The sequence below is a fragment of the Aliirhizobium wenxiniae genome (assembly GCF_014201355.1).
Taxonomy (GTDB): Bacteria; Pseudomonadota; Alphaproteobacteria; order Rhizobiales; family Rhizobiaceae; genus Neorhizobium; species Neorhizobium wenxiniae.
Window position 1 is genome coordinate 1 of sequence record NZ_JACHEG010000004.1, and the last position, 25,997, is coordinate 25,997.

At 58.4% G+C, this 25,997-nt stretch carries 24 protein-coding genes; 10 read left to right on the forward strand and 14 right to left on the reverse strand.

The window, feature by feature from the left end; translation table 11 throughout:
- The 4 genes from HNQ72_RS17635 to HNQ72_RS17650 form a co-directional block, all read right to left on the reverse strand.
- Positions 1 to 422: ABC transporter permease (locus HNQ72_RS17635; protein WP_183993752.1), on the reverse strand; the 422-nt coding region annotated here is incomplete at its 3' end.
- Positions 423 to 527: 105 nt separating this feature from the next.
- Positions 528 to 842, reverse strand: coding sequence for a cupin domain-containing protein (locus HNQ72_RS17640; RefSeq protein WP_183993754.1), 315 nt, complete (start codon positions 840 to 842; stop codon positions 528 to 530).
- A gap of 64 nt (positions 843 to 906) precedes the next feature.
- Positions 907 to 1,653, reverse strand: a complete 747-nt coding sequence (locus HNQ72_RS17645) for a FadR/GntR family transcriptional regulator (RefSeq protein ID WP_373289510.1) — start codon at positions 1,651 to 1,653, stop codon at positions 907 to 909.
- 370 nt (positions 1,654 to 2,023) lie between these two features.
- Positions 2,024 to 2,755 carry a GntR family transcriptional regulator gene (locus HNQ72_RS17650; RefSeq protein ID WP_183993758.1) on the reverse strand — a complete coding sequence of 244 codons (732 nt, stop codon included), beginning with the start codon at positions 2,753 to 2,755 and terminating at the stop codon, positions 2,024 to 2,026.
- Between the two features lie 149 nt (positions 2,756 to 2,904).
- On the opposite strand from HNQ72_RS17650, the gene HNQ72_RS17655 reads away from it, so the two are divergent.
- The 3 genes from HNQ72_RS17655 (at position 2,905) to HNQ72_RS17665 (ending at position 5,617) form a co-directional block, all read left to right on the forward strand.
- Entirely contained in the window at positions 2,905 to 3,129 is a 225-nt protein-coding gene (locus HNQ72_RS17655; RefSeq protein WP_244654596.1) for a hypothetical protein, read from the forward strand.
- Between the two features lie 173 nt (positions 3,130 to 3,302).
- Positions 3,303 to 4,028: a ribonuclease activity regulator RraA gene (locus HNQ72_RS17660; RefSeq protein ID WP_183993760.1), complete on the forward strand. Its 726-nt coding sequence runs from the start codon at positions 3,303 to 3,305 to the stop codon at positions 4,026 to 4,028.
- Positions 4,029 to 4,102: 74 nt separating this feature from the next.
- Positions 4,103 to 5,617, forward strand: a complete 1,515-nt coding sequence (locus HNQ72_RS17665) for an aldehyde dehydrogenase (NADP(+)) (RefSeq protein WP_183994407.1) — start codon at positions 4,103 to 4,105, stop codon at positions 5,615 to 5,617.
- A gap of 286 nt (positions 5,618 to 5,903) precedes the next feature.
- Here HNQ72_RS17665 and HNQ72_RS17670 read toward each other — a convergent pair whose 3' ends face one another.
- The 8 genes from HNQ72_RS17670 to argH all read right to left on the reverse strand — a co-directional run bounded on the left by HNQ72_RS17670 (position 5,904) and on the right by argH (position 14,938).
- Positions 5,904 to 7,382: an FAD-binding oxidoreductase gene (locus HNQ72_RS17670; RefSeq protein ID WP_183993762.1), complete on the reverse strand. Its 1,479-nt coding sequence runs from the start codon at positions 7,380 to 7,382 to the stop codon at positions 5,904 to 5,906.
- A gap of 71 nt (positions 7,383 to 7,453) precedes the next feature.
- Positions 7,454 to 8,512 (reverse strand): agmatinase, encoded by a 1,059-nt coding sequence (gene speB / locus HNQ72_RS17675; protein ID WP_183993764.1) that lies wholly within the window; start codon positions 8,510 to 8,512, stop codon positions 7,454 to 7,456.
- 27 nt (positions 8,513 to 8,539) lie between these two features.
- Positions 8,540 to 9,415 (reverse strand): polysaccharide deacetylase family protein, encoded by an 876-nt coding sequence (locus tag HNQ72_RS17680; protein ID WP_183993766.1) that lies wholly within the window; start codon positions 9,413 to 9,415, stop codon positions 8,540 to 8,542.
- Between the two features lie 11 nt (positions 9,416 to 9,426).
- The gene (locus HNQ72_RS17685) at positions 9,427 to 10,818 is read right to left on the reverse strand and encodes an MmgE/PrpD family protein (RefSeq protein ID WP_183993768.1); all 1,392 of its coding nucleotides are present in this window, start codon (positions 10,816 to 10,818) and stop codon (positions 9,427 to 9,429) included.
- Between the two features lie 99 nt (positions 10,819 to 10,917).
- Positions 10,918 to 11,745 (reverse strand): ABC transporter substrate-binding protein, encoded by an 828-nt coding sequence (locus HNQ72_RS17690; protein WP_183993770.1) that lies wholly within the window; start codon positions 11,743 to 11,745, stop codon positions 10,918 to 10,920.
- Positions 11,746 to 11,829: 84 nt separating this feature from the next.
- Positions 11,830 to 12,600 carry an amino acid ABC transporter ATP-binding protein gene (locus HNQ72_RS17695; RefSeq protein ID WP_183993772.1) on the reverse strand — a complete coding sequence of 257 codons (771 nt, stop codon included), beginning with the start codon at positions 12,598 to 12,600 and terminating at the stop codon, positions 11,830 to 11,832.
- An 8-nt stretch (positions 12,601 to 12,608) separates the two neighbouring features.
- Positions 12,609 to 13,481 (reverse strand): amino acid ABC transporter permease, encoded by an 873-nt coding sequence (locus HNQ72_RS17700; RefSeq protein ID WP_183993774.1) that lies wholly within the window; start codon positions 13,479 to 13,481, stop codon positions 12,609 to 12,611.
- Entirely contained in the window at positions 13,478 to 14,938 is a 1,461-nt protein-coding gene (argH, locus tag HNQ72_RS17705) for an argininosuccinate lyase (RefSeq protein WP_183993776.1), read from the reverse strand. The genes HNQ72_RS17700 and argH overlap by 4 nt, the downstream gene beginning before the upstream one ends.
- Positions 14,939 to 15,170: 232 nt before the next feature.
- Here argH and HNQ72_RS17710 point away from each other — a divergent pair, with 232 nt between their 5' ends.
- The 6 genes from HNQ72_RS17710 (at position 15,171) to HNQ72_RS17735 (ending at position 23,074) form a co-directional block, all read left to right on the forward strand.
- The gene (locus tag HNQ72_RS17710) at positions 15,171 to 16,088 is read left to right on the forward strand and encodes a LysR family transcriptional regulator (RefSeq protein ID WP_183993778.1); all 918 of its coding nucleotides are present in this window, start codon (positions 15,171 to 15,173) and stop codon (positions 16,086 to 16,088) included.
- 245 nt (positions 16,089 to 16,333) lie between these two features.
- Positions 16,334 to 17,914 (forward strand): ABC transporter substrate-binding protein, encoded by a 1,581-nt coding sequence (locus HNQ72_RS17715; protein WP_183993780.1) that lies wholly within the window; start codon positions 16,334 to 16,336, stop codon positions 17,912 to 17,914.
- A gap of 115 nt (positions 17,915 to 18,029) precedes the next feature.
- The gene (locus HNQ72_RS17720; protein WP_183993782.1) at positions 18,030 to 19,367 is read left to right on the forward strand and encodes a hydantoinase/carbamoylase family amidase; all 1,338 of its coding nucleotides are present in this window, start codon (positions 18,030 to 18,032) and stop codon (positions 19,365 to 19,367) included.
- 11 nt (positions 19,368 to 19,378) lie between these two features.
- The gene (locus HNQ72_RS17725; protein ID WP_183993784.1) at positions 19,379 to 20,320 is read left to right on the forward strand and encodes an ABC transporter permease; all 942 of its coding nucleotides are present in this window, start codon (positions 19,379 to 19,381) and stop codon (positions 20,318 to 20,320) included.
- 13 nt (positions 20,321 to 20,333) lie between these two features.
- On the forward strand, positions 20,334 to 21,197 hold the full coding sequence (locus tag HNQ72_RS17730; RefSeq protein WP_183993786.1) for an ABC transporter permease: 864 nt from the start codon (positions 20,334 to 20,336) through the stop codon (positions 21,195 to 21,197).
- A gap of 5 nt (positions 21,198 to 21,202) precedes the next feature.
- Positions 21,203 to 23,074, forward strand: coding sequence for an ABC transporter ATP-binding protein (locus tag HNQ72_RS17735; protein ID WP_244654594.1), 1,872 nt, complete (start codon positions 21,203 to 21,205; stop codon positions 23,072 to 23,074).
- A 137-nt stretch (positions 23,075 to 23,211) separates the two neighbouring features.
- Here HNQ72_RS17735 and HNQ72_RS17740 read toward each other — a convergent pair whose 3' ends face one another.
- Positions 23,212 to 24,627: an amidohydrolase family protein gene (locus tag HNQ72_RS17740; protein ID WP_183993788.1), complete on the reverse strand. Its 1,416-nt coding sequence runs from the start codon at positions 24,625 to 24,627 to the stop codon at positions 23,212 to 23,214.
- 4 nt (positions 24,628 to 24,631) lie between these two features.
- Positions 24,632 to 24,778 carry a hypothetical protein gene (locus tag HNQ72_RS17745; protein ID WP_183993790.1) on the reverse strand — a complete coding sequence of 49 codons (147 nt, stop codon included), beginning with the start codon at positions 24,776 to 24,778 and terminating at the stop codon, positions 24,632 to 24,634.
- A 235-nt stretch (positions 24,779 to 25,013) separates the two neighbouring features.
- Here HNQ72_RS17745 and HNQ72_RS17750 point away from each other — a divergent pair, with 235 nt between their 5' ends.
- Complete coding sequence (locus tag HNQ72_RS17750) at positions 25,014 to 25,922, forward strand: LysR family transcriptional regulator (RefSeq protein WP_210319641.1); 909 nt, start codon at positions 25,014 to 25,016, stop codon at positions 25,920 to 25,922.
- The last annotated feature ends 75 nt before the right edge of the window (positions 25,923 to 25,997 follow it).

Below are 25,997 nucleotides of genomic sequence, written 5' to 3' on the forward strand. Positions count from 1 at the left end.
AGCACGCGCACCACATGGTCCGGCCAGCGATCCTTGTTGACCGCGGCGATGACGCCCATCGGCACGCCAAGGCCAGCACCGATCAGGATGGCGAAAGTCGCCAGCTCTATCGTTGCCGGCATGACATGCAGGATGTCCTGGATTACCGGCTGGCCGGTGCGGATCGACGTGCCGAAATTGCCTGTCAGCACGTCGCCGAGATAATAGAAGAACTGTTCCCAGAGCGGCCGATCAAGGCCGAGCGAGCGGAAGACCTGCTCATAGGTCTCGCGGGTCGCGTCCTCGCCAACCATGGCGCGCACGGGATCCGCAGGCATCATCCGGCCAATGATGAAGGTAAGTACGAGCAGCCCGAGCAAAGTCACCAGAATGGTACCGATTTGCCCTAAAGCGCCCTGCATCGAGGGGCGTCTTGTCGACATGTAACCTCCGTATGTCGGCCGCCGGTCATCGGCGGGGACAGGCTCCCATCCTGTCAGACAACTTAACGAAAGTTGTCACATGCTGTTCGTACTGTCAAGCACTGATCACAGGAAGTCTTCGCGCCGAGGCGTAAAGCAGTCGATCAACTCACCCTCTTCCATACATTCGCAACCGTGCACGACATTGCTCGGAATGACGAGACTGTCACCCGCAGCTAGCTCATAAGCTTCGTTTCCACGGATAAACCTAAAGCGACCGCGAGCGACATAGGTCGACTGCACGTGCGGATGGCTATGCAACTTGCCCTCGGCCCCAGCTTCGAAGCGAAACGACACAACCATGAGCTCAGGCGCTTCGGAAAGGACCTGCCGCTGGACACCCTTATCGGGCGATATGACGGGAAAAACAGGTAAAGACATGAAACCTCACTGACAACAATCACAATGTCACCATATAAGGTTTAACTTCTGTATGACAACACGTCTATGAAGAAGTGACTACGTCGTCCATTGGCAAGGTTCTCGAACGCAGCAGTGCCTTGTAACGCTCGAGGCTTCCACGCAGGTGGGCGCGCATGTGCTCGCGTGCGGCATCGGCATCACCTTCAATGATGGCATCGACAATTCGCGCATGCTCTTCCTGCAGATGAAGATTATAATCCTTTGGACGGGATCCTGGTGCAGCCCCCTGAAGCTCTCCGCGAGGAATGATCCCTGAACGGATCAACTGAAGAAACTCGGGAAACCGTCGATTTTGCGTTGCCTGGGCAATGGCCAGATGCAGGCCGAAATCCGCATCGCGGGTTGGTGCCCCGTTTGCAAGACAGCTTCTGACCTGATTGTGCGCTTCCAGTATAGCCTCGATCTGGGCGGCCGAACGTCGCGCCGCCGCCAGCGCAGCGGCCTCAACCTCAAATACGGTTCGCAATTCGAGCAACTCGATGACAGATGAGATACGCTCGGTTTTCAGATCTTTGAACGGGCTTTCCTCTTCGCGCCTGGCCTCAAGCGCAAAAACCCCCGCCCCTTTCCGAGCTTGGACGAGGCCATCTGCACGTAGAATGGCGATCGCTTCGCGCACGACTGTTCGGCTGACAGAATATTGCTTGGCCAGTGCGTTTTCACTGGGCAACCGGTCACCGGCTTGAAATGCACCGCTCGTCAGTTGCTTGCGGAGATCCGAACTGATCCTTGATGCGTGGGATGTATCCCGTCCAGCTGTCGCGGTAATGTCTTCCAATATCGCCTCGCTATTACCAACCTGTCAGGCACGTTCGATTAGCTATCGCAGGAGTTCGCTCTAGCTGCAAGCAAGATGTTTTCTTCGAACGACTTCAGAACAGGTAAGACGGCATTGGGAGTTCGCCGGCAATCGCCTGGAGCACCCGGCCATTCGTCGCGCCGAAATCCAGAGCCTTTTGGCATCGACCGGCATTCGATGCACATCTTCGGCGGACACGAAACAAAGCATTTTTCGTTGATCGAGAACCGCCCAGGGAACCTGGATAAAGGTGCAATCAGGATGTAGCATACACCTCGTTTCGGGCTCGCTCCCCACCGCTTCAACCGACACCACTAAGGCATCTTCTCTATAAAGCTAATTATGGCCGGTCAGTGAGAAGGTTCTTGCTTCGAGATGGAGATTCCTCGATATATTCCGGAAATTCGGCGCTGATCACATCGATAATCGATAGTGTTCCCGAAAGATGCCTGCGCAAGGCATCAGCCGCTGAATTCGGGTCCCCAGACGCAATAGCATCGATAATTGCCTGATGGTCTGCGAGAACGGTCTCCATCTTACCCGGCATTGGCAAGTTGAGCCGTCGAAGTCTATCGAGATGCACGCTCTGCCTGCGGACATTCGCCCAGAGCTGAGGAATACCGGCCTTTTCATAGAGCCACCGATGGAACTCACGATCGATTGCATCGAACTTGTCATAAGTCTCGGGGCTTGCCACAGCCTTCTGCCGTGACAAAATCTCGCCCAATTCATCGGCCGTTTCCGTGGGAGCGCTGCCGGTCAGTCGCCGCACGGCCTCGAGCTCAATCGACAGCCGCAAAAATTGCGCCTGTCGCGCATGATCGACATCAATCTTGGCGACAACCGTTGCATATTGCGGATAAACTTCGACAAGTCCTTCCTCCTGCAGACGCATCAGCGAATCGCGAACAGGCGTCTGGCTCACGCCGAATTCCAGCTGGAGTGAGGCCCGAGAAAGTACCGTGCCCGGCACAAGCTCAACTTTCAGGATACGTTCGCGCAAAATCTCATGCACTTGCGGTGCCACTGGCTTCGAACGGTCCAATTGCCCACGCCTGATAACGTCACCCATTATCGTTTCCATCAACCCCGAAAAATGCCAGCCCATCTAGAACATAAATCCGGCTTTGATGCACTGATGTTTTAGTGCTCCAATGTATTTAATCGTCTTGCGCTTAACGCAAAACAAGGCAATCGCCCCTCATTTTCTGGAGGATAATCATGCGACTGTTCATCAGCAGCGTGACTGCTATCGCTATGGCTCCGGCTATGGAGCTGGCATGTCCTAGCATGGCGCAGGAAAAGGCGAATATCTCGATCGCCCGTCAACCGGGCATTCTGTATCTCCCAAGCCAGATGTTGGAGACACGGAAACTTATCGAGAAACAAGCCGCCAAGGAAGGCCTCGACGGCGTTGCCGGCGAATGGCGCACGCGGCGCTGCTGACCGCACCGGCAACCGCATTCCGAGGATCTTTTCGCGAGGTGGCATCGGCTCGACGGCACGACCGATGCTCTTGCGATAGACTCATTGCCATTGGAGCACTAATGCATCAGTATATCTTTGGAAGAGAGAAATGAGTTGCGCACCTGGCGAACCTGATATCTTTTGAGGAGATCATGACAGACTATATCCTTTCCGAGGCGACACGCGCCAAATTCAAGAAAATCTCCACGGCATCGATCGCGACTGCGCTCTACAAACGTGGGCTGCGAAACCAGTTCATTCAGGGCGTCATTCCGGTTTCTCCAAAAGCCGAAAACATGGTTGGCCAGGCTTTCACGTTGCGATACATCCCTGCACGCGAGGACCGCAATCCAATCACCATCTTTCGTGATCCCCAGCATCCCCAACGCGTCGCAATGGAAACCTGCCCTCCAGGCTGGGTCCTTGTCATGGACGCGCGCAAGGACGCACGAGCTGCTACTGCCGGATCTATTCTTATCACCCGCCTGGCGCTTCGCGGCGCTGCCGGGGTCGTTTCAGACGGTGGTTTTCGCGATGCCAACGGCATAGGCGAACTGGACATGCCAGCCTATTATTCCAAACCCTCTGCACCAACCAACCTGACGCTGCATGAAGCGTTGGACATCAATGTGCCGATCTCGTGCGGCGACGCCCCGGTTTTTCCAGGCGACGTGCTCGTCGGAGACCGCGATGGCGTTATGGTTATTCCGGCACATCTGGCAGATGAGCTTGCTGACGAATGCACCGGAATGGAAAGCTACGAAGATTTCGTTCTTGAACAGGTCAAAGCCGGTGACGCGATCATCGGCCTATACCCTCAAACAAAGGACGAATACCGAGAAAAATATGAGGCTTGGCGCAAGAAACACGGACGCTGAGCGACCACAGCGTACAGACTTAAAACCTGTACGCCCAATCTTTAGCATCATGATTTCAATGAATGGGAGTGAAGATCGTGTTTAAACCACATGGCCAGCATCTGGTCGCCGGAGAATGGGTGGCAACAGCCGAAACCTTCCCCAACGATCCGGCACATGGCGAGATATTTAATTTTTCGGTCGGAACAGTAGATCTGGTCGACCGCGCTTGCGCAGCCGCAGAAGAGGCATTCTGGTCCTACGGCTATACCAGCAGGGCGCAACGCGCGGCTTTTCTCAACGCGATCGCAGACGAGATCGAGGCGCGCGCCGAAGCGATAACCGAAATCGGTAGTGCCGAGACCGGTTTGCCTGCTGCCCGCCTGCAGGGTGAGCGGGGTCGAACGACTGGACAATTGAGGCTTTTCGCCGACCATATCCTCAAGGGCGATTATCTCGATCGCCGACATGACGAGGCTCAGCCGGATCGCAAACCTGCACCTCGACCGGAAATACGGCTGATGCAACGTCCAGTTGGGCCGGTCGCCGTATTTGGCGCATCAAACTTTCCTTTGGCGTTTTCCACAGCCGGCGGCGACACGGCTGCAGCACTTGCTGCCGGGTGCCCCGTTGTGGTCAAGGCCCATTCGGCGCATCCAGGCACCAGCGAGATCGTCGCAGAGGCCATGTTTGCCGCCATCAAAAGCTGCGGCATTCATCCGGGAACCTTCTCGCTTATCCAAGGCGGCAAGCGGGACGTCGGCCACGCTCTTGTCAAAAACCCGTTCATCAAGGCTGTCGGCTTCACCGGCTCACTCGCGGGCGGTAGAGCATTGTTCGATCTTTGCGCACAGCGCCCCGAACCGATCCCATTCTTTGGTGAACTCGGATCGGTCAACCCGATGTTCGTACTTCCAGGCGCGCTGAAGGAGAGGGCAACAGAACTTGCGGCCGGTTGGGCGGGATCGCTTGTCATGGGAGCCGGACAATTCTGCACCAATCCGGGCATCGCGATCGTTCCTCGCGGCAGCGAAGGCGATGCTTTCGTCGCGGCAACGGCCGAAGCTCTTGCCAAGACCGCTCCGCAAACCATGCTGACGTCGGGCATAGCGCAGGCATATCACGACGGAAAGGCGCGCTTTGATGGCCGCAATTCCGTTCGCTCAGTGCTTGCGACCGAAAGTGCCGGACGTGAATGCCGCCCAAATCTCTACGAGGTACAGGCCGAGGCATTCATCGAAGATCATGCTCTATCCGAGGAAGTCTTCGGCCCGCTTGGCCTTGTCGTGCGCGTCGCTTCGGCTGAGGAAATGCCTGCATTGGCAAAGAATTTCGAGGGCCAGCTTACGGCCACAATGCAGATGGCGGATGAAGACACCGCTCTTGCTCGGAATTTGCTTCCGATCCTTGAGCGCAAGGCAGGACGGGTTCTGGTCAACGGTTTTCCAACGGGCGTCGAGGTCGTGGACTCCATGGTTCACGGCGGTCCTTATCCCGCCAGTACCAATTTTGGCGCAACCTCGGTCGGAACCATGTCTATCCGACGGTTTCTGCGGCCCGTGAGCTATCAGAACATTCCGGCCGGAGTCCTGCCAGACGATCTGGCTTGATAAAATCGAGGCCCCGATCGCGTTGATACGCATCGGGGCCGCGGTGTTCCTGGCATTTAAAGAATGCCGTGACCCAATCTATCCAACCAAAATCAAAGACGGATTCTTCAACAGATCGAGGGGGCATCGGCCGTGACCTGATGCTGCCGGGCATCGCAGCCTTTGATCGGGGCGAATTCGACAAAGCCGAGCATCTCTGGCTTCCCGCAACGCCGTCCGAAAACGCCATCGGTCAAGCGCTTGTTTCTGCGCGCTCATGACCCGTCCGGACATGTTGGTTTGTCATCTACGTGTTGCAGGCGCTAAGCGCACCATTTTCGATCGTCAGAACCTTGCCCACATTGAGCGTTGATTTCGGGTCCAAGGCTGCTTTCATCGTCAGCATGAGATCATGTTCTACTTGGCCGCGATATTGGGCTACCGCATCGTTTTTCACAAAACCCAACCCATGCTCGGCCGACATGGAGCCCTGCATCGACAGCGCCATGGTGTGAATGATGGATTGGATCTCGTTACTCCGGCTAAGAAATTGCTCAGAGTCAGAACCCAGCGGTTGCAGCAGGCCAAAATGGATATTTCCGTCTCCAAGATGGCCGAATGCAACAACGCGTCCCTTTGGAACAATTGCGAGCACGGCACGCGAGCAGGCATCCATGAACACGGGAACGGCAGAAAGAGGCAAGGAGATATCTGTGGTGATCACAGCCCCCTCCATGAAGTCTGCCTCCGCTAGTCCTTCGCGTAGCGCCCAGAAATCCTTGTTTTGCTGGATGGACTGGGCAATCGCCGCATCGATGACCGTCTCTGCTTCAAACGCTTGAGACAGAATGGTTTCGAACAGTTCGCGAACTCTCTCCTCTCCGTCATTCGATCTGAACTCAATCAGCAATTGCCAGTCCTGTAACTCCCCGAGTGGAAAGCGGGTTGATGGAAAATGCTTGAATACAAGTTCGAGCCCGGCGCGTGGCATCAGTTCGAAAGTGGTGAGGCTTTCACCTCCGTGCTTCTTGCACAGAACGAGAAGATCAAGCGCAGACTGCAGAGAGGGAACGGTGCAGACCGCTGCGACAGCCGTGCTGGGCATGGGGAAAAGTTTGAGAACCGCTCCTGTGACGATGCCGAGCGTTCCTTCGCTGCCGATGAAGAGATGCTTGAGATCATAGCCCGTGTTATCCTTGCGAAGCGCCCGCATTCCATCAAGAATGCGACCGTCCGCGAGCACGACTTCGAGGCCGAGAACGAGGTCGCGCATGGTGCCGTAACGCAAGACATTCGTGCCGCCCGCATTGGTGGCAATATTGCCGCCGATCTGGCAGCTGCCTTCCGATCCGAGCTTCAAGGGGAATAGTCGATCTGCCTCTTCGGCTGCCTGCTGTACGGAGGCAAGCGTGCAGCCGGCATCGACTGAAATCGTGTCGTTGAACATATCGATGTTACGGATACGATTGAGCCTGGACAGGTTGACGATGACCTCGTCACCCTGACCTGTCGGAATGGAACCGCAGGCTAGCGAGGTATTCCCACCTTGCGGCACTACCTTCAGCCCGTTGTCGTTGCAGATCCTTGCTATCTCCGAAACTTCGAAGGTGGTTGACGGTTTCAGGACAAGGAGAGGATCGACGAAAAAGCGTCCGATCCAGTCGGTCGCATGGCTTCGGCGCTCGGCTTCGTCGGTGCTCCAGCCTTGCGCGCCAACAACCTGCTTGAGGCTTTCGATGACAGAAGCTGTCGGGCCGGTTGAGGGCATGGATATGGGATCGGCCATTATCTTCTATATTGTTTTGAGCATTTCCCCGAAGCAGGAAATCCGCTTCGGGAGACATGCCTCGACGATGATCAGGACCGCGGCGAAACAGTCGGGCTAAATCGGATCAGGCTCAGAATTTCAAATAGCATCTGTGCACCGTTATGGGCCGTATTCGTGGTCGCATCGTATTGCGGTGCAACCTCCACGACATCGCCGCCAACAAAGTTCAGGCCCTTCAACCCGTGCAGGATATCGAGTGCCTGGCGGTTCGTCAGGCCGCCGATTTCCGGTGTGCCGGTGCCGGGAGCGAAAGCCGGATCGAGGCTGTCGATATCGAAGGAAAGATAGGTCGGCCCGTCACCGACGACTTCGCGTGCCTTGGCGATAACCGCTTCAATACCCATCCTGCCGATTTCCTCGGCATGGATAACCGTCATGCCGCTCTCATAGGAAAATTCCCAGAGATATTCGGCGGCCCCGCGAATACCGATCTGGATCACGCGGGTCGGATCAAGCACGCCGTCGAGAACGGCATTGCGGAAAGGTCCGCCGTGATGGAACTTCGTCAGGTCGTAAGCGCCGCCGGTGTCGCAATGGGCATCGATATGGATCATACCGACCGGTTTGTCGCGACCGACAGCCTTGAGGATAGGGTGGGTGATCGAGTGATCGCCGCCGACTGCCAGCGGAATGACATTGGCGTCGATGACCTTGTTGAAATGCGCCTCGATATCCTCATGGCTCATTTCCAGCCGGTAACGGCTGCGGAACGGCACGTCGCCGATATCGGCCACATTGATCTCGAACAGCGGCGCGGTTTTCAGCACGTGGTTGTAAGGCCCGACGCGCTCGATCGATCGCAAGGCGCGTGGCCCGAAACGAGAGCCGGGTCGATTGGTGACGCCAAGATCCATCGGAACGCCGATCAGCGCGACATCGAGATCAGAGAGGTCCGGTTTTGCCGGATCAATCTGCCGGTATGTTGCGTCGAGCAAGGTCGGGATGCCGCTGAACGGCGCCGCCCGCGTCCCCGAAGCCGAGAAAATGCGGTCGGCGACAGCGCGAAATTCCGGGTCATGGATGCTTCCGCCATGGCCTTCGCCATATCGTTCGCGCAGACGCTGGAGCGCTTCTTCATCGAGAGCCATGGTCAAATCCTTCACTGTCCTAAATGATTATCGGGCCGAAGCTGCCTCAAGCGCCTCGTAATGATCGGTGATCTCAGTGCCCGTGGCAATCCAGACGTCGCCCTTGTCGATGACGTGTTTGAGGAAATCGCGCAGGATATGCCAGCGCATCGGACGCCCCGAAACCTGTGGATGCAGGACGAGCGTAGTCACTCCGCCCCACGCGTGGGTCGCTTCGAATTCGTCAATCCACAACTGCAACACTGCGTCGCGACCGAAAAGTGGGCGCGAGCTGGTCCGGCACGACATGCCGAAATTCCAGTCGTCGAATGCGAAATTGACGGGGATTTCGACAGGTCCGACAGCGCCATCGGGACCGGCATGGCGATAGGGGAGAATGTCGTCGCGGAAAGAGCTGGAATAGCGAATTCCGGCCTTCTTCAAATAAGCGAGCAGTTCGGGGAAATTTTCACCGGAAGGCGCGCGATAGCCGACCGGGCGGATGCCGAGAGCCGACTGCAGAGCCTCGAACCCGCGATCGATCTCCTCGAAGGCTTCGTCGAGCTTGGTCCGGTCCGGCAGCTTGTGGAGATAGCCATGGTGACCGATCTCGTGTCCGGCCGCCACCATCGCTTCGCATTGTGCCGGATGAGCAAGTGCCGTCCAGCCGGGCGTGAAGAATGTGCCTTTCAGATCAAGTTCGGCCATCAGTTCGAGGATTTTGGCGATGCCGACACGGGCGTCGTAACCGCCATGCGATGTCGTGACCATCCGGTCGACATTGGAGGGATTATTGCCAATCCAGGCGGTCTCGGCATCGACATCGAAGCCGATGAACAAGGCGCTCTTTGCACCATTCGGCCAGATCATCTTCGGTGTCGCCGGAGCGGGATTCAGCGGGCGTGGGGAAAGATCGAATGTCATCTCTTGAGCTTTCAACGGAAGGTGGGGATGCTGTCGGCATTGCCTGCCATCAGCGCTTCGATTTCAGAGCAGTCTTCGATTTGTTCGAGCGAACCCAAGGATTTCCACAGGGCTTCGACTTGATCGGATGTCAGGCTCATCGCCACAAGTTCGCGGAACTTGGCCTCGATGGCAGCTGCCTGCATTGGCCGCTCGGCGGAACCGGTCGCGCGAGGAACCATGCGATCGACCACCATGCCATCCTTGAACCGAAGCGTCACCACCGGCTCGGCCATCGGATCCATTGCCTCATCGACCGCAACATCGATCCGGTCCATCATCGCATGGACATCAGGATGATGACGATGCTCTTCGGTATAGGCCTGCAGGCCGGCCGTGCCGAATGTGCAGCGGGCAGCCAGCGCATAGGGAAGGCTCATCTGAGTCGGAGCCATCGCAGCGCCCACCTTGGCGCCGCACATGTCTTTGAGCATGGCGCTCATGCGAAGGTCGATATGCTGGATATCGAAGGCTTGTTGCCCTGTTTCAGACAGGAGGTCTTCAAGCGCATCGACGGCAGAATGGGCACCGCGGCAGGATGCATAGGGCTTGAGCACGGCTCGATTGACCTTCCAGACCTCACCCAGACCTTCGGCAAGCAGTTCGGGCTGGCAGGCGGACTTGTTGTAGGATTTGAAGAAACCGCCCCAGACGTCATCGAAGACGCGCGACGGGCCGGCAAAGCCGTTTGCTGCAAGCAACGCCGCGAGCAGGCCGCCTTCGGCAGCGCGACCGGCGTGAAGCTTCTTCGCCTGCGAGCCGTCATGAATAAAGGCCCAAAGGCCAGAGGAAAAACTCGTGGCCAGAGTGATGGCATCCCGTGTTGCGGCTGCATCGAGACCGAGCAGGTTGGCGCATGCGGCCGCCGCTCCAATAGTGCCGCAGGTGCCGGTCGAGTGCCACCCGAGACTATTGTGCGCATCATAACCGCCCGTCGCCTCCAGGACACGTCGCCCGACATCATAGCCTGCGACCACAGCGGTGATCATCCGCTTGCCGTCTATTGGTCGACCGACTTCGTGCAATGCTGAGAACAAGGCCGGCAGCACCACGGCGCCGGAATGGTCGCAGCCGCCGGAATCGTCCAGCTCGAAAGCGTGTGCGGCACAGCCGTTGAGAATTGCCGCGTCACGGGTCGAGGCAGCAAGACCGGTTCCCCACAGCGGGACGGGGCCAGCGGGCCGAAGCGACTTCACCGAAATGGCGAACTCGTTGGAGCGCGCGCCAGCCAGGGCAGCGCCCAGCGTATCGGCAATATGGATCTTGGCTTTGGCAACGACACTCGCCGGCAGGGCGTCATAGTCGAGAGAGGAAACGAAGCGGGCCAGCCTGTCGACCGGCGAGTCGGCGAGAGAACGGTTCATGAGATGCTCTGGAGGTGCTCGACGAAGCGGCGATCGTCGGGATAGATGCCGCAGAAGCATCCGGACGCGAGGTTCGCGTCCGGACATCTTGATATGGAATTACTTGACGGCTTCGCCGTTGATGTAGATGCCGTCGAGCATCGTGCCTTCGAGACCGTGCTTGGCATAGATGGCCTTGTATTCGCCGGATGCCATCAGGGCCTTGAGGGCCGCTGCATAGGCGTCACGCAGGGCCGGATCCTTCTTGGAGAAGGCAATGCCCTGGTAGACGGCCGTGAAGGGCTCGCCGACGATGGCATAGGTGTTCTTTTCCAGGTTGGTCAGGTAAGGCAGGGTTTCGGAACCCTGGACTGCGCCGTCCAGACGGCCCTGCTTCAGCTGTGCGCGTGCGTCGGCCGAACCTTCGGTGCCGACGACCTTGATGGCTGCCAGTCCCTTGGCTTCGCAGTTGGCAGCGCTCCACTTCGCCGTTTCATCCGGGAAGGAGGTACGGCGGCTCATGCCGATCGTCTTGCCGCAGAAGTCGGCAGGTGTCTTGAACTCTTCCTTGCGTGAAGCCGAGGTGTAGAATTGCGCACCGGACTTCATGTAGTCGACGAAGTCGAGCGTGTCGCGACGCTTCGGCAAGTCACTCATGCCGCTATGGATAAGGTCGACGCGACCGGTTTCCAGCGAGGAAACCATCTGTTCGAAGCCGATATCGGCCCATTCGACGGTGGTTCCGAGCTGCTTTGCCAGCGCCAGGCCCAGATCGATGTCAACACCCATCAGCGTGTTGGTTGCCGGATCCTTGTATTCCATCGGCGGGTAGTTCGGCTGGTTGGCAACGACGACCTTGCCGGCGGTCTTGACGCGGTCCGGCAGCCCCTCGGCATGTGCGGCCGTCGATGCCAGAACTGCCGCGAGGGCAATGAATGCAGTCTTCATGTAAGTTCCCCTTATTGAACCTGGGTTGGATTGATGTTTGTTTTCTGATTTGCAGGCTGGAAAGTCCCGGCCCGCCGGATTGTCTCAGCTATGCACCGCCTTGATGAATTCCGCAGTGCGCGGGCTTTTCGGCGAGGTCAGGACTTCCGATGCCGGGCCGATCTCAACCATCTTGCCCGCCTCCATGAAGGCCACGGTGTTGGCGACATTTCGGGCAAAGCCGAGTTCGTGCGTCACCACGATCATCGTCATGCCGCTTGCAGCGAGATCCTTCATCACATCCAGCACTTCCGAAACGAGTTCCGGGTCAAGCGCAGACGTCGGCTCATCGAACAGGATCAGATCGGGACGCATGCACATCGCACGGGCGATTGCCACACGCTGCTGCTGCCCACCGGAAAGCTGCGACGGATAATGGCTGATCTTGTCGCTCAACCCGACGCGGGCGAGAATATCCTCGGCGCGCTTGCGAACTTCCGCCACAGGCTCCTTTAGAACCTGGACGGGGCCCTCCATCACGTTTTCCAGCGCAGTCATGTGCGGGAAAAGATTGAACCGCTGGAACACCATGCCGACACGCCGGCGCTGACGCGCCATGTCCGCATCGTTGATCTCGTGAAGGTTATTGCCTTCACGGCGATAACCCACCAGTTCGTCATTCACCCAGATCGCACCCGAGTTCATTTTCTCGAGCTGGTTGATGCAGCGGAGGAACGTGCTTTTTCCCGATCCAGACGGGCCAATGATGCAGCAGACTTCGCCTTTGGCGATCTCCAGACTGACTTTGTCGAGTGCGGTGAACGGGCCGTAGAGCTTGGTGACGTCGACGGCTTTTACAATAATATCCTTGGTCATCTCACACCTCACATCGACGCCGTGATGGACTTGCTGCCACGGCCGAAATAGCGCTCGATATAGTACTGGCCGATCGACAGAAGAGTGACGACGACGAGGTACCAGAAGCACGCGACCAGAAGCAGTTCGAGCACGCGGGTATTGGCGAAGTAGATGATCTGGGCGTTGTGGAGGATCTCCGAATACTGGATGACGCTGGCAAGCGAAGTCAGCTTGACCATGCCGATCACCTCGTTGCCGATCGGCGGCACCATGACACGCATGGCCTGCGGCAGCACGATACGACGAAGCATCTTGAACTGCGTCATACCGATCGCGCGGGCGGCCTCATATTGGCCGCTGTCAACCGACAAAAGACCACTGCGCACGACTTCCGACGTATAGGCTCCCTGCGAGATGCCGAGACCGAGCATGGCGGCGACAAACGGTGTCATGATGTCGACGGTGCGGAACTCGAATAGGCCGGGGATGCCCATCGTCGGAAAGATAAGAGCCAGGTTGAACCAGATCATCAGCTGCAGCAGCGCAGGTGCGCCACGGAAGATCCAGACGTAACCGATCGCAATCGAGGAAAGTACCGGATTGCCGGATACACGCATGATCGCAATGACCACGCCGAGGATGATGCCTAACCCCATAGCTGCAACGGTCATGATCAGCGTGCTCTTCAATCCGTCCAGGATGGCCGGGGCAAAAAGGAAGTCGCGAACATAACTCCATTCGATCTGGCCGACGCTGAAGGCGCGCACGATGGCGGCGAGGATCAGCAGCACGATGGCTGCTGCGATCATCCGCCCGATATGGCGTTTCGGCACCAGTTTCAGATGGGCGATTTCGTATTTCTGGTCATTGGTCGAGGATGTTACGTCTGCTGTGCTCATCGCGCGCCTCGCGTTTGCTGCGGCACGGCTGCTGCGCCCGCCGGAAGCAGCGCGGCGGCGGCGAAAGCTGCCTTGGCCTCCAATGCGGCATTGAAGCGCGCGATCTGATCGCGCACGCTTGCCGGTGAGGTGGAACCATAACCGGTACGGCTTGCAAGCGCACCTTCGATCGTGATGGCTTTTAGAACGCCAGAGTTCAGGCGATCATCGATGTTCGGCAGATCGGCTTCTGTCAGGCCAGCCAGATCGTGGCCGTGTTCCTCACAGTAACGGACGACGGCACCGGTGATTTCGTGAGCCTGGGCAAACGGCACGCCCTGCGAGACCAGCCAGTCGGCAACCTCGGTTGCCAGCGTGAAGCCCTTAGGCGCTTCCTCACGCAGTTTGGCCACGTCGAATTCCAGCGTTTCAACCATGCCCGCAAAAGCCGGCAGGATCAGTTCGAGAACGTCGAGGCTTTCGAACAGGACGCGCTTGTCTTCGGCGAGGTCGCGGTTATAGGCGAGCGGCATGGCTTTCATGGTGGCCAGGAAGCCGGCGACATTGCCGATCAGAGTGCCGCTCATGCCGCGCGTCAACTCGGCGATATCCGGGTTCTTCTTCTGCGGCATGATCGACGAGCCGGTCGAATAGCTGTCATGCAGCTTGACCCAGCTGAATTGTTTGGAGGCCCAGATGCATATCTCTTCCGCCAGACGCGACAGGCTGACGCCGACCAGCGAGCAGATGAACAGGAATTCCGCAACGTGGTCACGCGCTGCAACGGCGTCGATCGAGTTTTCGCAGGCAGCGGAATAACCGAGCTCGATGGCGGCCAGGTCCGGGCGGTTGACGATGCCTGAACCTGCAAGAGCGGCTGCACCGAGCGGAGAACGGTCGAAGCGGCGATCGAAATCCTCGAAACGCTCGATATCGCGCAATAGGCTCTGCGCATGCGCCATCAGATGATGGCCGAGCACGATAGGCTGTGCCGGCTGCAGGTGTGTGAAGCCGGGCATTACGGTTTCGGTATGCTTTGCAGCCTGTGCGGCGAGTGCCTTCTCCACATCGATGATGCCCCGCGAGATTTCGCGGGCCATGCGGCGTAGATAGAGGCGGGTGTTGTTGGCGGTCTGGTCGTTGCGCGAACGTCCAGCGCGCAACTTGCCGCCGAGGGCGCCGAGACGCTGCATCAGCAGGCGCTCGATGAAGGTGTGAATGTCCTCGTCCGACGGGATCGGCTCTTCGCGTTTTTCGGCAATGTCGAGCTCGATCTGATCGAGTGCGGCACGGATCGTCGTGAATTCAGTCTCGTCCAATACGCCGGCGCGCTTGAGTTCGGAAGCATGCGCGCGGGAACCGGCCAGATCTTCGCGATAGAGGCGGAAATACGAGGGATGTGCGCGAGAAAGATTGGCAAGTGCTTCGGACGGGCCGGACTTGAAACGTCCACCCCAAAGCTGTGTCGGTTCAGACATCAGTGTTCCCTTATTTGTCAAAAATTTAGGCAACGGTCTCACCAGGCCTATAAAGAGGCAAGCGAAGATAATTGGTTGCCCTATGAAGAAAACGACTAGCCAGTAGGTGGTAATAGTGCCTATTCTGAAAACAGCTATGACAAGGTGATGCGGGTTCACGTGAGATGCGTCCCATATCCCTTCTCTTCTCGCATTCCGTTTTGTCCGACATATGCGGGCAACGGAGCGCCAAATGCTACATGAGGTCGGAGTGGCAGGTCGTAAACAATTCCCTTCGATGACGGGACTGCAAGTGCTGCTAGCCGTGGCTGAAAGAGGGTCTACGAGCGCCGCAGCCGAGCCCATGTCGCTGTCACAGAGTGCAGTCAGCAAGCAGTTGATAAATCTTGAAGAGGCCATTGGTGGCCCCGCCTTCATTCGCACACCGAACGGCATGATCTCGACGGAGCTGGGAAGCATCTACATTGAGCATGCGCGCACTGCCATCAAGGCGATGGAAGACGCAGCCCTGAAAGTTTCACGTCTGAAACCGGGGCCTCGCGTGCTTCGCCTTCAGGTGCCGCCTATCTTCGGGGATCGCTGGCTTCTGCCGCGCTTCGCTCAGTTTACCGAGGCTCATCCGGAAATCGAGGTCCAGTTCACGACCTTCGTCTCCAAGACCCAGACGGAAGTTCCCGATGGTATGGTTCGTTTCGTTGTAAAGCCGTCTGATGACGAGGAGGGAGATTATCTGTTCGGTCACGATATCCGTCTTGTCAGTGCACCCTCTTATTGGGAAAAAATAGGCGAGCCGGCATCGGTCGAAGCTGCTTCGAAGGGCGTGATGCTTGAACATCCCCAGACACCATTTCACTGGCCGTTCCTGGCTGCCTTCCACGGCAGTTCGACTCTCGAAGCGCGCCATACGATGCGGTTTGGTTACTATACAATGGTGATACGTGCCGCTCTCGCCGGCCAGGGCATGGCACTGATTCCGCAGGGGCTGATCGCTGAGGAACTTGCCTCCGGCCGCCTCGTAAACCCCGCAGGTATCGGCTACCGCAGCGACTACGGCTATTGGTTCGCGCGTCCGCGCAGTCTTCCCACAAGCCAGTCCATGCGGCTTTTCACGCAATGGATTAACAGCGAAGGCGCTCTCGCAAGAGATTAGATATCTCCGCCCGACTGCAGCATCCGGGTGCAGAGAACGTCTGGAATATCTATGAGATTGCAATCTCCCGGGCTATTCACAGCATGAATAGAACGCCTTGATATTTCATACTGGCGTCCATTGCTTTGTGCTGACCCACTGCGGCATTCTTTCCAAGTCATAACAACAAAGGCGCGACCTGATCACTCGTGCAGAGCCATGCTCTGCGCGCGAGTTGGCTTGCGTCGCTAAAGAGGCTGGAACACATGCTTAGACGCCGAACTTTCCTTCAGGCCGCTGCGGCCGCGACGATTATCGGGAGCCCCTCCATTACACGTGCGGCGTCGCAATCGACCTTGCGCTTCATTCCCGTCATCGATCTTGCCTTTCTTGATCCCGTCGCCACGACCGCTCAGGTAAGCCGTACCCACGGATACATGGTTTTCGACACGCTCTACGGAATGAGCAAGAATCTCGAAGTGTCGCCGCAGATGGTTGAGGGCCACACGGTCGAGGACGACGGAAAGCTCTGGACGCTGACGCTGCGCGACGGGCTGTTCTGGCATGATGGCGAGAAGGTTCTGGCGCGCGATTGCGTTGCAAGTATCCGCCGCTGGGCAGCACGCGACACCTATGGCAGTTCGTTGATGCAGGTGACGGACGAGCTTTCGGCACCGGACGACAAGACCATCCGCTTCCGCCTGAAGCGTCCATTCCCCTATCTTCCGCTGGCGCTTGGCAAGGTGGCCTCGCCGGCCTGCTTCATGATGCCGGAAAGGCTTGCCAATACGGATCCATTCAAGCAGATCCCGGAAATGATCGGCAGCGGCCCTTTCCGCTATGTCGCCAACGAGCGGGTGCCGGGCTCGCGCAATGTCTATGAACGGTTCGACAAGTACAAACCGCGTGAAAGCGGCACACCCGACTGGACCGCCGGGCCCAAGATCGTCAACTTCGATCGCGTTGAATGGACCACGATGCCGGACGCGGCGACCGGAACGACCGCTGTCCAGGCCGGCGAGCAGGACTGGCAGGAAGCCATGCCGCATGATTTCATGCCGCTTGTCGAGGCCGATTCCAATCTGCGAACCCAGATCCTCGACGACCTAGGCTTCACCTGCCAGATGCGCGTCAATCATCTGCAACCGCCATTCAACAATCCGGCCATCCGCAAGGCCCTGCTCGGCGCTATCGATCAGGAAGCATTCATGACGGCGGTCGCCGGCTCGGATCCACGCTTCCGCTATTCGCCGCTCGGTTATTTCACCCCGAATACCCCGATGGCCAGCAAGAGCGGCCTCGACGTGTTTACCGGTCCCCGCGACTACGAAAAGGTCAAGGCCGAACTCAAGGCGGCAGGCTACAATGGAGAAAAGGTCGTTCTGCTCGTTCCGGCAGATTCACTTGCTCAGAAGCCGCTTGGCGACATAGCAGCCGATGTCATGCGCAAGGCCGGTATGAACGTCGAATATGTGGCGATCGACTTCGGATCGGTCCTCAAGCGCCGCGTCAACAAGGGCACTGCAGATGAAGGCGGCTGGAACGCGTTCGTCGGAAACTGGCAGGGTATAGACTGGTTGAATCCGCTCGGCCACAGCACGCTTCGCGGCGATGGCGTCTTTCCCGGTTGGTACAAAAGCGACAAGATGGAAACACTTCGCACGCAGTGGATCGAGACCGCGGACGCCAGCGAACAGGTTCGCATCGCAGACGATATCCAGAAGCTGTCTTTCGAAGAAGTGCCCTATTATCCGATCGGCCAGTACAAGCAGCCTGCTCTGCACCGCGCCGATATCGAGGGTATCATGAAGGGCACGTCCGTCTTCTGGAACGTCCGCCGCGTCTGACCCCCAATGCGATCCCTGGGCCATCCGTCTCGTTTCGAGCCGGCCCCAACAAGCAGGAGCCGGCTTCTCGCCTTCGGGCGGGGCCGGCCATCACACCAGCAGAAGCCTCGATTCCATGCCCCCTAGCATTCAGCAGATTCTTTCCGCCGTCGAAGCACGCCGCGGCGATGTCGAACATCTTTTCGCGTCACTTGCGGCCGGTAGCCCGGGCAATCCCGGCATCCTTCGTGACACCTATGGTGCCGGCGAGAATTTCGCACACTCACTCATGGCAGACCACGCAAAAGCGCTGTCCCTCACCATTACGCAGGATGCAGCGTTGAACACGTTTGCCACCTGGCAAGGCAGCAACCCGCAGGCAGGCTCAATCATCATGGGCTCGCATCTCGACAGCGTCCCGCATGGCGGCAACTTCGATGGTGCCGCAGGCGTTGTCGCCGGATTGGCGGTAATCGCGGCTCTGAAGGACCTGGGCTTGAAGCCCGCTTGCGATGTCATCGCGATGGGCGTCAGGGCGGAAGAAAGCGTCTGGTTTGGAGTTTCCTATATCGGCAGCCGCTCGGCATTGGGTAGCTTGCCGGATGGCGGGCTCGAAGCACGCCGGATCGATACAAACCGGACACTGGCCGAACATATCGCCGAATGCGGCGGCGATCCGCAGGCAATCGCCCGCCGGGAAAAATCCCTTGATCCCTCTTCCATACAGGCGTTTCTCGAGGTTCATATCGAGCAGGCCCCCAGCCTTGTCGAAATGCAGGTGCCGCTTGCGATATGCAGCGGCATTCCTGGCAATTTCCGCTATCCAGAAGCAAATATCACTGGCCGTCAGGACCATGTCGGAACGCCTCGCCGTTTTCGCCGGGATGCCGCCATGGCGGCAGCCGACCTTGCCATGGCAATGGATGCAAAATGGCGCGAGGAGGAGGCAGCCGGCGTGCCGTTGGCGGTGACATTCGGGCGTTTCCACACGGACTCGGCCGTGCATGGCATGACCAGCGTGCCGGGCGCTTTCGCGTTCAGCCTCGATGTCCGTGCCTACGATCCCTCAGTGCTTGCCCGTCTCGAGGCTTTTTTCCTTGAGCAGGTCGCTCGTATCGAACGCGAACGCGGCGTGCGTTTCGAACTTGGCAAGCGCGCCAGTGCGGCCGTCGGCGTCATGTCGCAGAAGATCATCTCGGAAATGCAGACCGCGGCCGCGGCCGCCGGCCTCAACGTGACCCAGATCGGCAGCCCGGCCTCGCATGACTCGGCAGCCTTTGCGGAAGCCGGTGTCGCCGCAACCATGCTTTTCGTTCGCAATGAGAACGGCAGCCACAATCCGGACGAAGCCATGGAGATCAACGATTTCATGAAGGCATGCGCCCTGCTTGCCTTGTGGGTCGCCGATCATGTCGGTCCCCCTCTGGAAGAAACGGTGACGCGAGCGAATACCTGCGTCGAAACCAGCGCATAAGGGAACAGTCCATGTATGCCTATATTTTGAGACGCATCCTGGCGACCATCCCAGTAATGCTGATTGTCGCGTTCATCGTCTTTTCGCTTCTTTATCTGACGCCCGGCGACCCCGCGGCGGTCATTGCCGGCGAACATGCGACGGCTGAGGACATTGCGCGCATTCGTGCCAATCTCGGGCTGAACGACCCGTTTCTTCTCAGGTTCGGCACCTGGATCGCATCGATCATGCAGTTCGATCTCGGCACCTCCCTTTTGACCAACATGCCGGTGTCGCAGATGATCGGGCAGCGGATCGAGCCGACATTGTCCCTGATGCTGCCGACCCTGATCCTGGCGGTCTGCATTGCCGTACCGCTCGGCGTCATCGCCGCATGGCGCGCCGGCACCAAAGTCGATCACTTCATCACCGTTTTTGCGGTCCTCGGTTTTTCCGTTCCCGTCTTCGTCGTCGGTTATGCGCTGGTCTGGAGCTTTTCACTAAAACTCGGCTGGCTGCCGGTTCAGGGTTATGCCCCGATCGGCCAGGGTGTTTCGCGCTGGTTCCAGCATCTCGTCCTGCCGTGTCTTACACTGAGTTCGGCCTATATCGCGCTGATTACCCGTATCACCCGGACGGCCGTGCTGGAGGTGCTGCAGCAGGATTATATCCGCACTGCCGAGGCCAAGGGCGTCGGCCGCCACGCCATCCTGTTCGTCCATGCCCTGAAAAACGCCTCCGTCCCCATCATTACCGTCATCGGCATCGGCGTCGCGCTTCTTATCGGCGGCGCCGTCGTAACGGAAAGCGTGTTTGCCATTCCCGGCCTCGGGCGCCTGACGATGGAATCGATCCTGCGGCGCGACTACCCGGTGATCCAGGCGATCGTCCTGCTGTTTTCCATTTCCTACGTTCTCGTCAACCTGCTGATCGACATCGCCTACACCTTCGTCGATCCACGCATCCGCTATTGAAGGGAGCGAAACGATGTCTGCCATCGACACATCCGCAAGCGGCTTCCTCAAGGAAACCACGCGTTATCCCACGGTCATTGCCGGAGCCATCCTGCTCGGCATCATCCTCCTGATCGCATTTCTCACACCTTTGCTGTCAAACACGGATCCGTCCTACATCGACGCCGCGCGGCGCGCCCAGTCTGCCTCGGCCAGCCACTGGTTCGGCACAGACATGCTCGGTCGCGACCTCTATACGCGCGTGCTCTACGGAGCCCAGGTCTCGTTGATCGTAGGCTTTGCGGTGGCGGTTCTATCGACCATTGGCGGCCTTGCGATCGGCCTCATGTCGGGTTTCGTCAAGGCAATCGACGCCGTCGTCATGCGGTTTATGGACGGCCTCATGTCCATTCCGGCGATCCTGCTTGCCGTGGCGCTGATGTCGATCAGCAAAGGATCTGTGACCAACGTCATCATCGCCATCACCATTGCGGAAATCCCGCGAACGGCACGACTGGTGCGCGGCACGGTGCTCAGCCTGCGTGAGCAGCCCTATGTCGAAGCCGCGGTCGCCGGAGGCACGCGCCTGCCAACGATCATTTTCAAGCACATCCTTCCCAACACGCTTGCTCCCTTGATCGTCCAGGCGACCTATGTCTGCGCCAGCGCGATGATTTCGGAATCGATCCTGTCCTTCATCGGAGCAGGCGTGCCTCCCGTCATTCCGTCCTGGGGCAATATCATGGCGGAGGGGCGCGCCCTCTGGCTGGTGAAGCCCTTCATCATCTTTTACCCGGCAGTTTTCCTGTCGATCACGGTTCTCGCCATCAATCTCCTCGGCGATGGACTGCGTGACATGCTGGATCCCCGCAATGCCCAAAGAACAACGTCCCGGTGAGCGCCATGATCATGTCAGACACTCTTCATCCGGCACCTGAGACGACTTCCGATACAGTCCTTTCAGTGCGCGACCTCACAGTTTCCTTCGGTTCTGCCGATTACTGGAAACCTGTCGTCCGCAATATTTCCTTCGATGTCGGCGCCAACGAGACTGTCGCCGTGGTCGGCGAGTCAGGCTCAGGCAAGAGCGTTACGGCTCTTGCAATCATGCGGCTCCTGCCCAAGGCGACAAGCCGGATCAACGGCCAGATATTGCTCAACGGCCGCGACGTACTCGATCTGCCGCCGCAGGCCATGCAGGCCCTGCGCGGTGATGAGGCGGCAATGGTCTTCCAGGAGCCGATGACCAGCCTCAATCCGGTTCTGACCATTGGCTTCCAGCTCGCGGAAGCCTTGAAATGGCATCGTGATCTTTCCAATGCCGAGGCACTCGCCGAAGCACGCAGGCTGCTCAACCGTGTCCGTATTCCGGCCGCCGAACGGCGTCTGGCGGAATATCCGCACAACCTTTCCGGCGGGATGCGGCAACGTGTGATGATCGCGATGGCGCTAGCCTGCCGTCCGAAACTGCTCATTGCTGACGAACCGACGACTGCGCTCGACGTCACCATCCAGGCGCAGATCCTCGACCTCATTCGGGAATTGCAGGCCGATGGCGGCATGTCCGTGCTTTTCATTACCCACGACATGGGCGTCGTCGCCGAGATCGCCGACCGCACGGTGGTAATGTTCCGAGGCGATCAGGTGGAAACCGAGCGTACCGAAACGATCTTCCGGCAACCCGCCCATCCCTACACAAGGGCATTGCCGGCTTCCGTGCCTCGGCTCGGCTCCATGCGCGGCACCGAACTGCCGGTTCCCTTCCCCAAGGTGGATATGGAAACCGGCGCAATTCAGGAGCCGGAAAAACCGACAGCGGCACCGGCTCGTTACCAACCGATGGTCCTTGACGTGCAGAACCTGGTGACGCGGTTCGACATCCGTTCGGGTCTGCTCAACCGCATCTCGGGGCGGGTTCATGCGGTCGAGAATGTTTCCTTTTCGATCGCTGAAGGCGAAACGCTGGCGCTGGTCGGAGAATCCGGTTGCGGCAAGTCGACGACCGGGCGCTCGATCATGAGGCTGACCGAGCCGGTTTCGGGCTCCATCACCGTCGACGGTTTCGATGCCAAGTCGGTTCGAGGCCCCGATCTGCGTCGGATGCGCCGCAGCATCCAGATGATCTTTCAGGACCCATTCTCCAGCCTTAATCCCCGCGCGCGGATTGGTTCTTCGATTGCCGAGCCTTTTCTCGAACACGGTCTTGGCACGCGCGCTGAGGCCATGGAGAAGGTCGCGGAAATTCTGCGCCGCGTCGGCCTCGGGCCGGACGCGATCGACCGGTTTCCACACCAGTTCTCCGGTGGCCAGCGTCAGCGCATCTGCATCGCGCGCGCGCTTATGCTGGATCCGAAGCTGATCGTCGCCGATGAATCCGTCTCGGCGCTGGACGTTTCCGTGAAGGCACAGGTCGTCAACCTGATGATGGAATTGCAGGCGTCTCTCGGCATATCCTTCCTCTTCATCAGTCACGACATGTCGGTGGTGGAACGCATCGCCCATCGGGTAGCGGTCATGTATCTTGGCGAAATCGTCGAGATCGGCTCACGGACCGCAATTTTCGAGAACCCGCAGCATCCCTATACCAAGCGCCTGCTCTCGGCCGTCCCGATCCCCGATCCCACTTTACGCCGGGGACCAAGCGCCGCCGCGCCATTGGAATTGAAAAGCCCTATTCGCTCGATCGACTATGTTCCGCAAAAGCGCGAATTCCGCGAGATTTCAGCGGATCACAAGGTTCAGGTCTGGGGATCGGAATGGGAAACGGAGGCCTGAGGACACTTCCACGGCCTGTCACAAGCAGAGAACGAAAAAGGGAGGCAATTGCCTCCCTTTTTATGTCGCTACTGACTGCCGACCCACATCCGGCATCGGTCAATGAATGCGTCAGCGGGTGACGCTGACGCTCCGGATCAGGATGCGAAGGCCGCCCGGGCTTCCGGCAGGTCCCATATGCGGGCAATCGCGGCACTTCCGGCCTCGGTGATTGCCGCCTCGTCGGCAAGCCTGTAGGCGCCGTTCTCAACCAGAACCCGGCCATCGACGATGACGCTGTCGATATTGGCCCTGTTGGCGAGTGCGACAAGCGCCTTCATGGGATCGAACAGCGGCTGCAGATGAGGATGGGTCATGTCGACCACCGTCAGATCGGCGGTGGCGCCAGGGCGAATTTCCCCGAGATCCGGCCGCCTGATGGCGGCGGCAGCCTGAGCCGTCACGGCATCGATCATCGTCTGCGAGGATGCGACGGTCGCATCGCCAAAGACGATCTTGGAAATCATTGCTGCCGCATTGATCTCTCCGAGCAGGTCCATGTTGTAACCATCTGTGCCGACCACGGTCCGAATGCCTTTTTCGGCGAAACGGGAGAAAGCGGCCGTCTTGCCAGTGCGCGCGAAGACGCGCGGGCAGTTGAGAACCGTCATGTCGCGTTTTGCCATCAAGTCGAGGTCGGTATCGGAGCAGGCAATGCAATGCGCTGCCAGGAGATCCGGTCCGAGCAGGCCGAGCCAGTCGAGATATTCCGCAGGGGTGCGCCCGTCGTAACGCTGGCCGATCACTTCGACTTCACGCACGCTCTGGGCGAGATGTGTGGTTACCTGGACGCCGAGTTCGCGAGCACGTGCGTGAGCTGCCCGCAGCAGGTCGGGATCGCAAGTATCCGTGGCATGCGGGCTCATCGTGACCTGGATACGCCCGCCGTCCAGTCCATGCCATTTGCCGTGGATGTCGTTCCAGGTGGCAAGATCTCGCTCGGAATCGCTGCCTGACGCGTCAGCAACATCATATTGCACGACGCCCTTTGCATCAGCCTTCGGATTGGCGCTGGAAAACAGATAGGGAGCACCATAGAAACGCAGTCCCATTTCGAGCGCCGCATCGAACATTTCGGGTATCCCGTTGCGGAACGGTTCCATCACCGTCGTCGCACCACCCTTGAGAAGCTGCAGGATGCCGAGGCGCCCGATCGCCATGCGCTCCTCGGGCGTCAGGATGTCGATGCCGCTTTTCGTCAGAGGCAGAAGCACGCTGTAGACGACGCTCTGGCTGTTCTTGCGACCGCCACCATCCTCTGCATGGGTACGGGCGACAGCTTCGGAGAAGCAGTGATTGTGCAGGTTCAACAGCCCCGGAAGAATGAACCGTCCGGGACGGTCGAGCACATGATCGGCATTCGCCGGCCGAGACGCGGAAACGGCAGCGATCCGGTCTCCTTCGATCACCACCCACTGATCGCGTTTGACAACCGGCAAGCCTTCTTCGCGAACGAGAACGTAGCTGCCATAAACGGCTGTGGTTCCGGTTGCCTTCCGCGGCACTTGTGGCATGTCTTTACTCCATTAATCGTGAAAACGAGCCGTCCTCAAGCCTCTCGGCACGCAGTTCCGGCGCGCCCGCAAGGCGCATCGCCCCGATGCTTTCATCGATGGCCTCTGTCACTTCGGGCGACGAGTTCGGATTGATGATCACTATCTGCATGACTTTTTATTCAAGGAGAGGAAGTCGACAAAGCAATTGGCGCTGGACTTGCAGGATCACAAAATCCGGAGCACCTGATTGCCATAGCTTAGCCGAGAGGTGCTCATGACGGCAGTCGAGACGACTATTATAAAAACGGTCCTGCTATTCGAGGTGATTATAGGAGGATGAATTCCCATACGGCATACTATTTGCATATTGAATGGAATAGCATGGATATATCGAGCGAAATTATATGAACCTGCGTCAACTGGAACTGCTTCGGGCGGTCATTCGCAACGAAACGACGATAGGCGCGGGGCGTGAGCTAGGGCTCTCGCAGCCAGCGGTCAGCAATGCAATCAAGCATCTGGAAACGCAACTCGGCTTTCCCCTGTTCGAGCGGATCAACAACCGCCTGTTTCCGACCATGGAAGCCCGTTCGCTGTATGAAGACTCCGAGCCGATCTTCTCGTTGCACGCCGCGCTTGAATTGCGGGTGCAGGACTTCCGGGAACACAAAGCCGGCCATGTACGGATCATTGCAACCCCACCCATGGGTTACAGCATCATCCCCAAGGCGCTGTCGGCGTTCCGACGCGATATGCCCAATGTGAAGGTCTCTTTCGATGTACGGCGATTGGAGCATGTGCTGGACAGCGTCGACGCCGGTATTGCAGAGCTCGGTTTTGTCATGGCGCTGGGCGAGCATCAGCCGATGCTTGATACCGAACGGCTCTACTCCGGTAGCATGGTTTGCGTCATGCCGCTCGGACATCCACTTGCGGATAAAACCGTCATCATGCCGGAGGATTTGGCACAGCACACGTTCATTGCGCTCGATCGCCACACGCGCATGGGAAATCTTGTTCGCACAATTTTCGACAAGGCAAACGTGCCGTATCAATTCTCGATCGAGGTTCGTTATTGCCACGCAGCCTGCATATTGGCCAGTAATGGCGTGGGGGTTGCGATCGTCGATCCTTTGTCGCCGCTCTGTGTACAACAGGATGCGATCGTGGTGCGCCCGCTCAGCACCTCCTGCGAGGTCAGTGCATCGGCCGTACAATCAGGGAAGAGGCCGTTATCGCGTGTTGCAAAAGCCTTCCTTCGAAGCGTTAGGGTCGCGATGGTACAACACGCCACACTGAATACGCAGGCGTGAGCCTTCTATTCGCGGGGTTGCAATCCCTGAGTACTTCTGACCCTGACTATAATAAATAGGGCAGGATTATTCGGC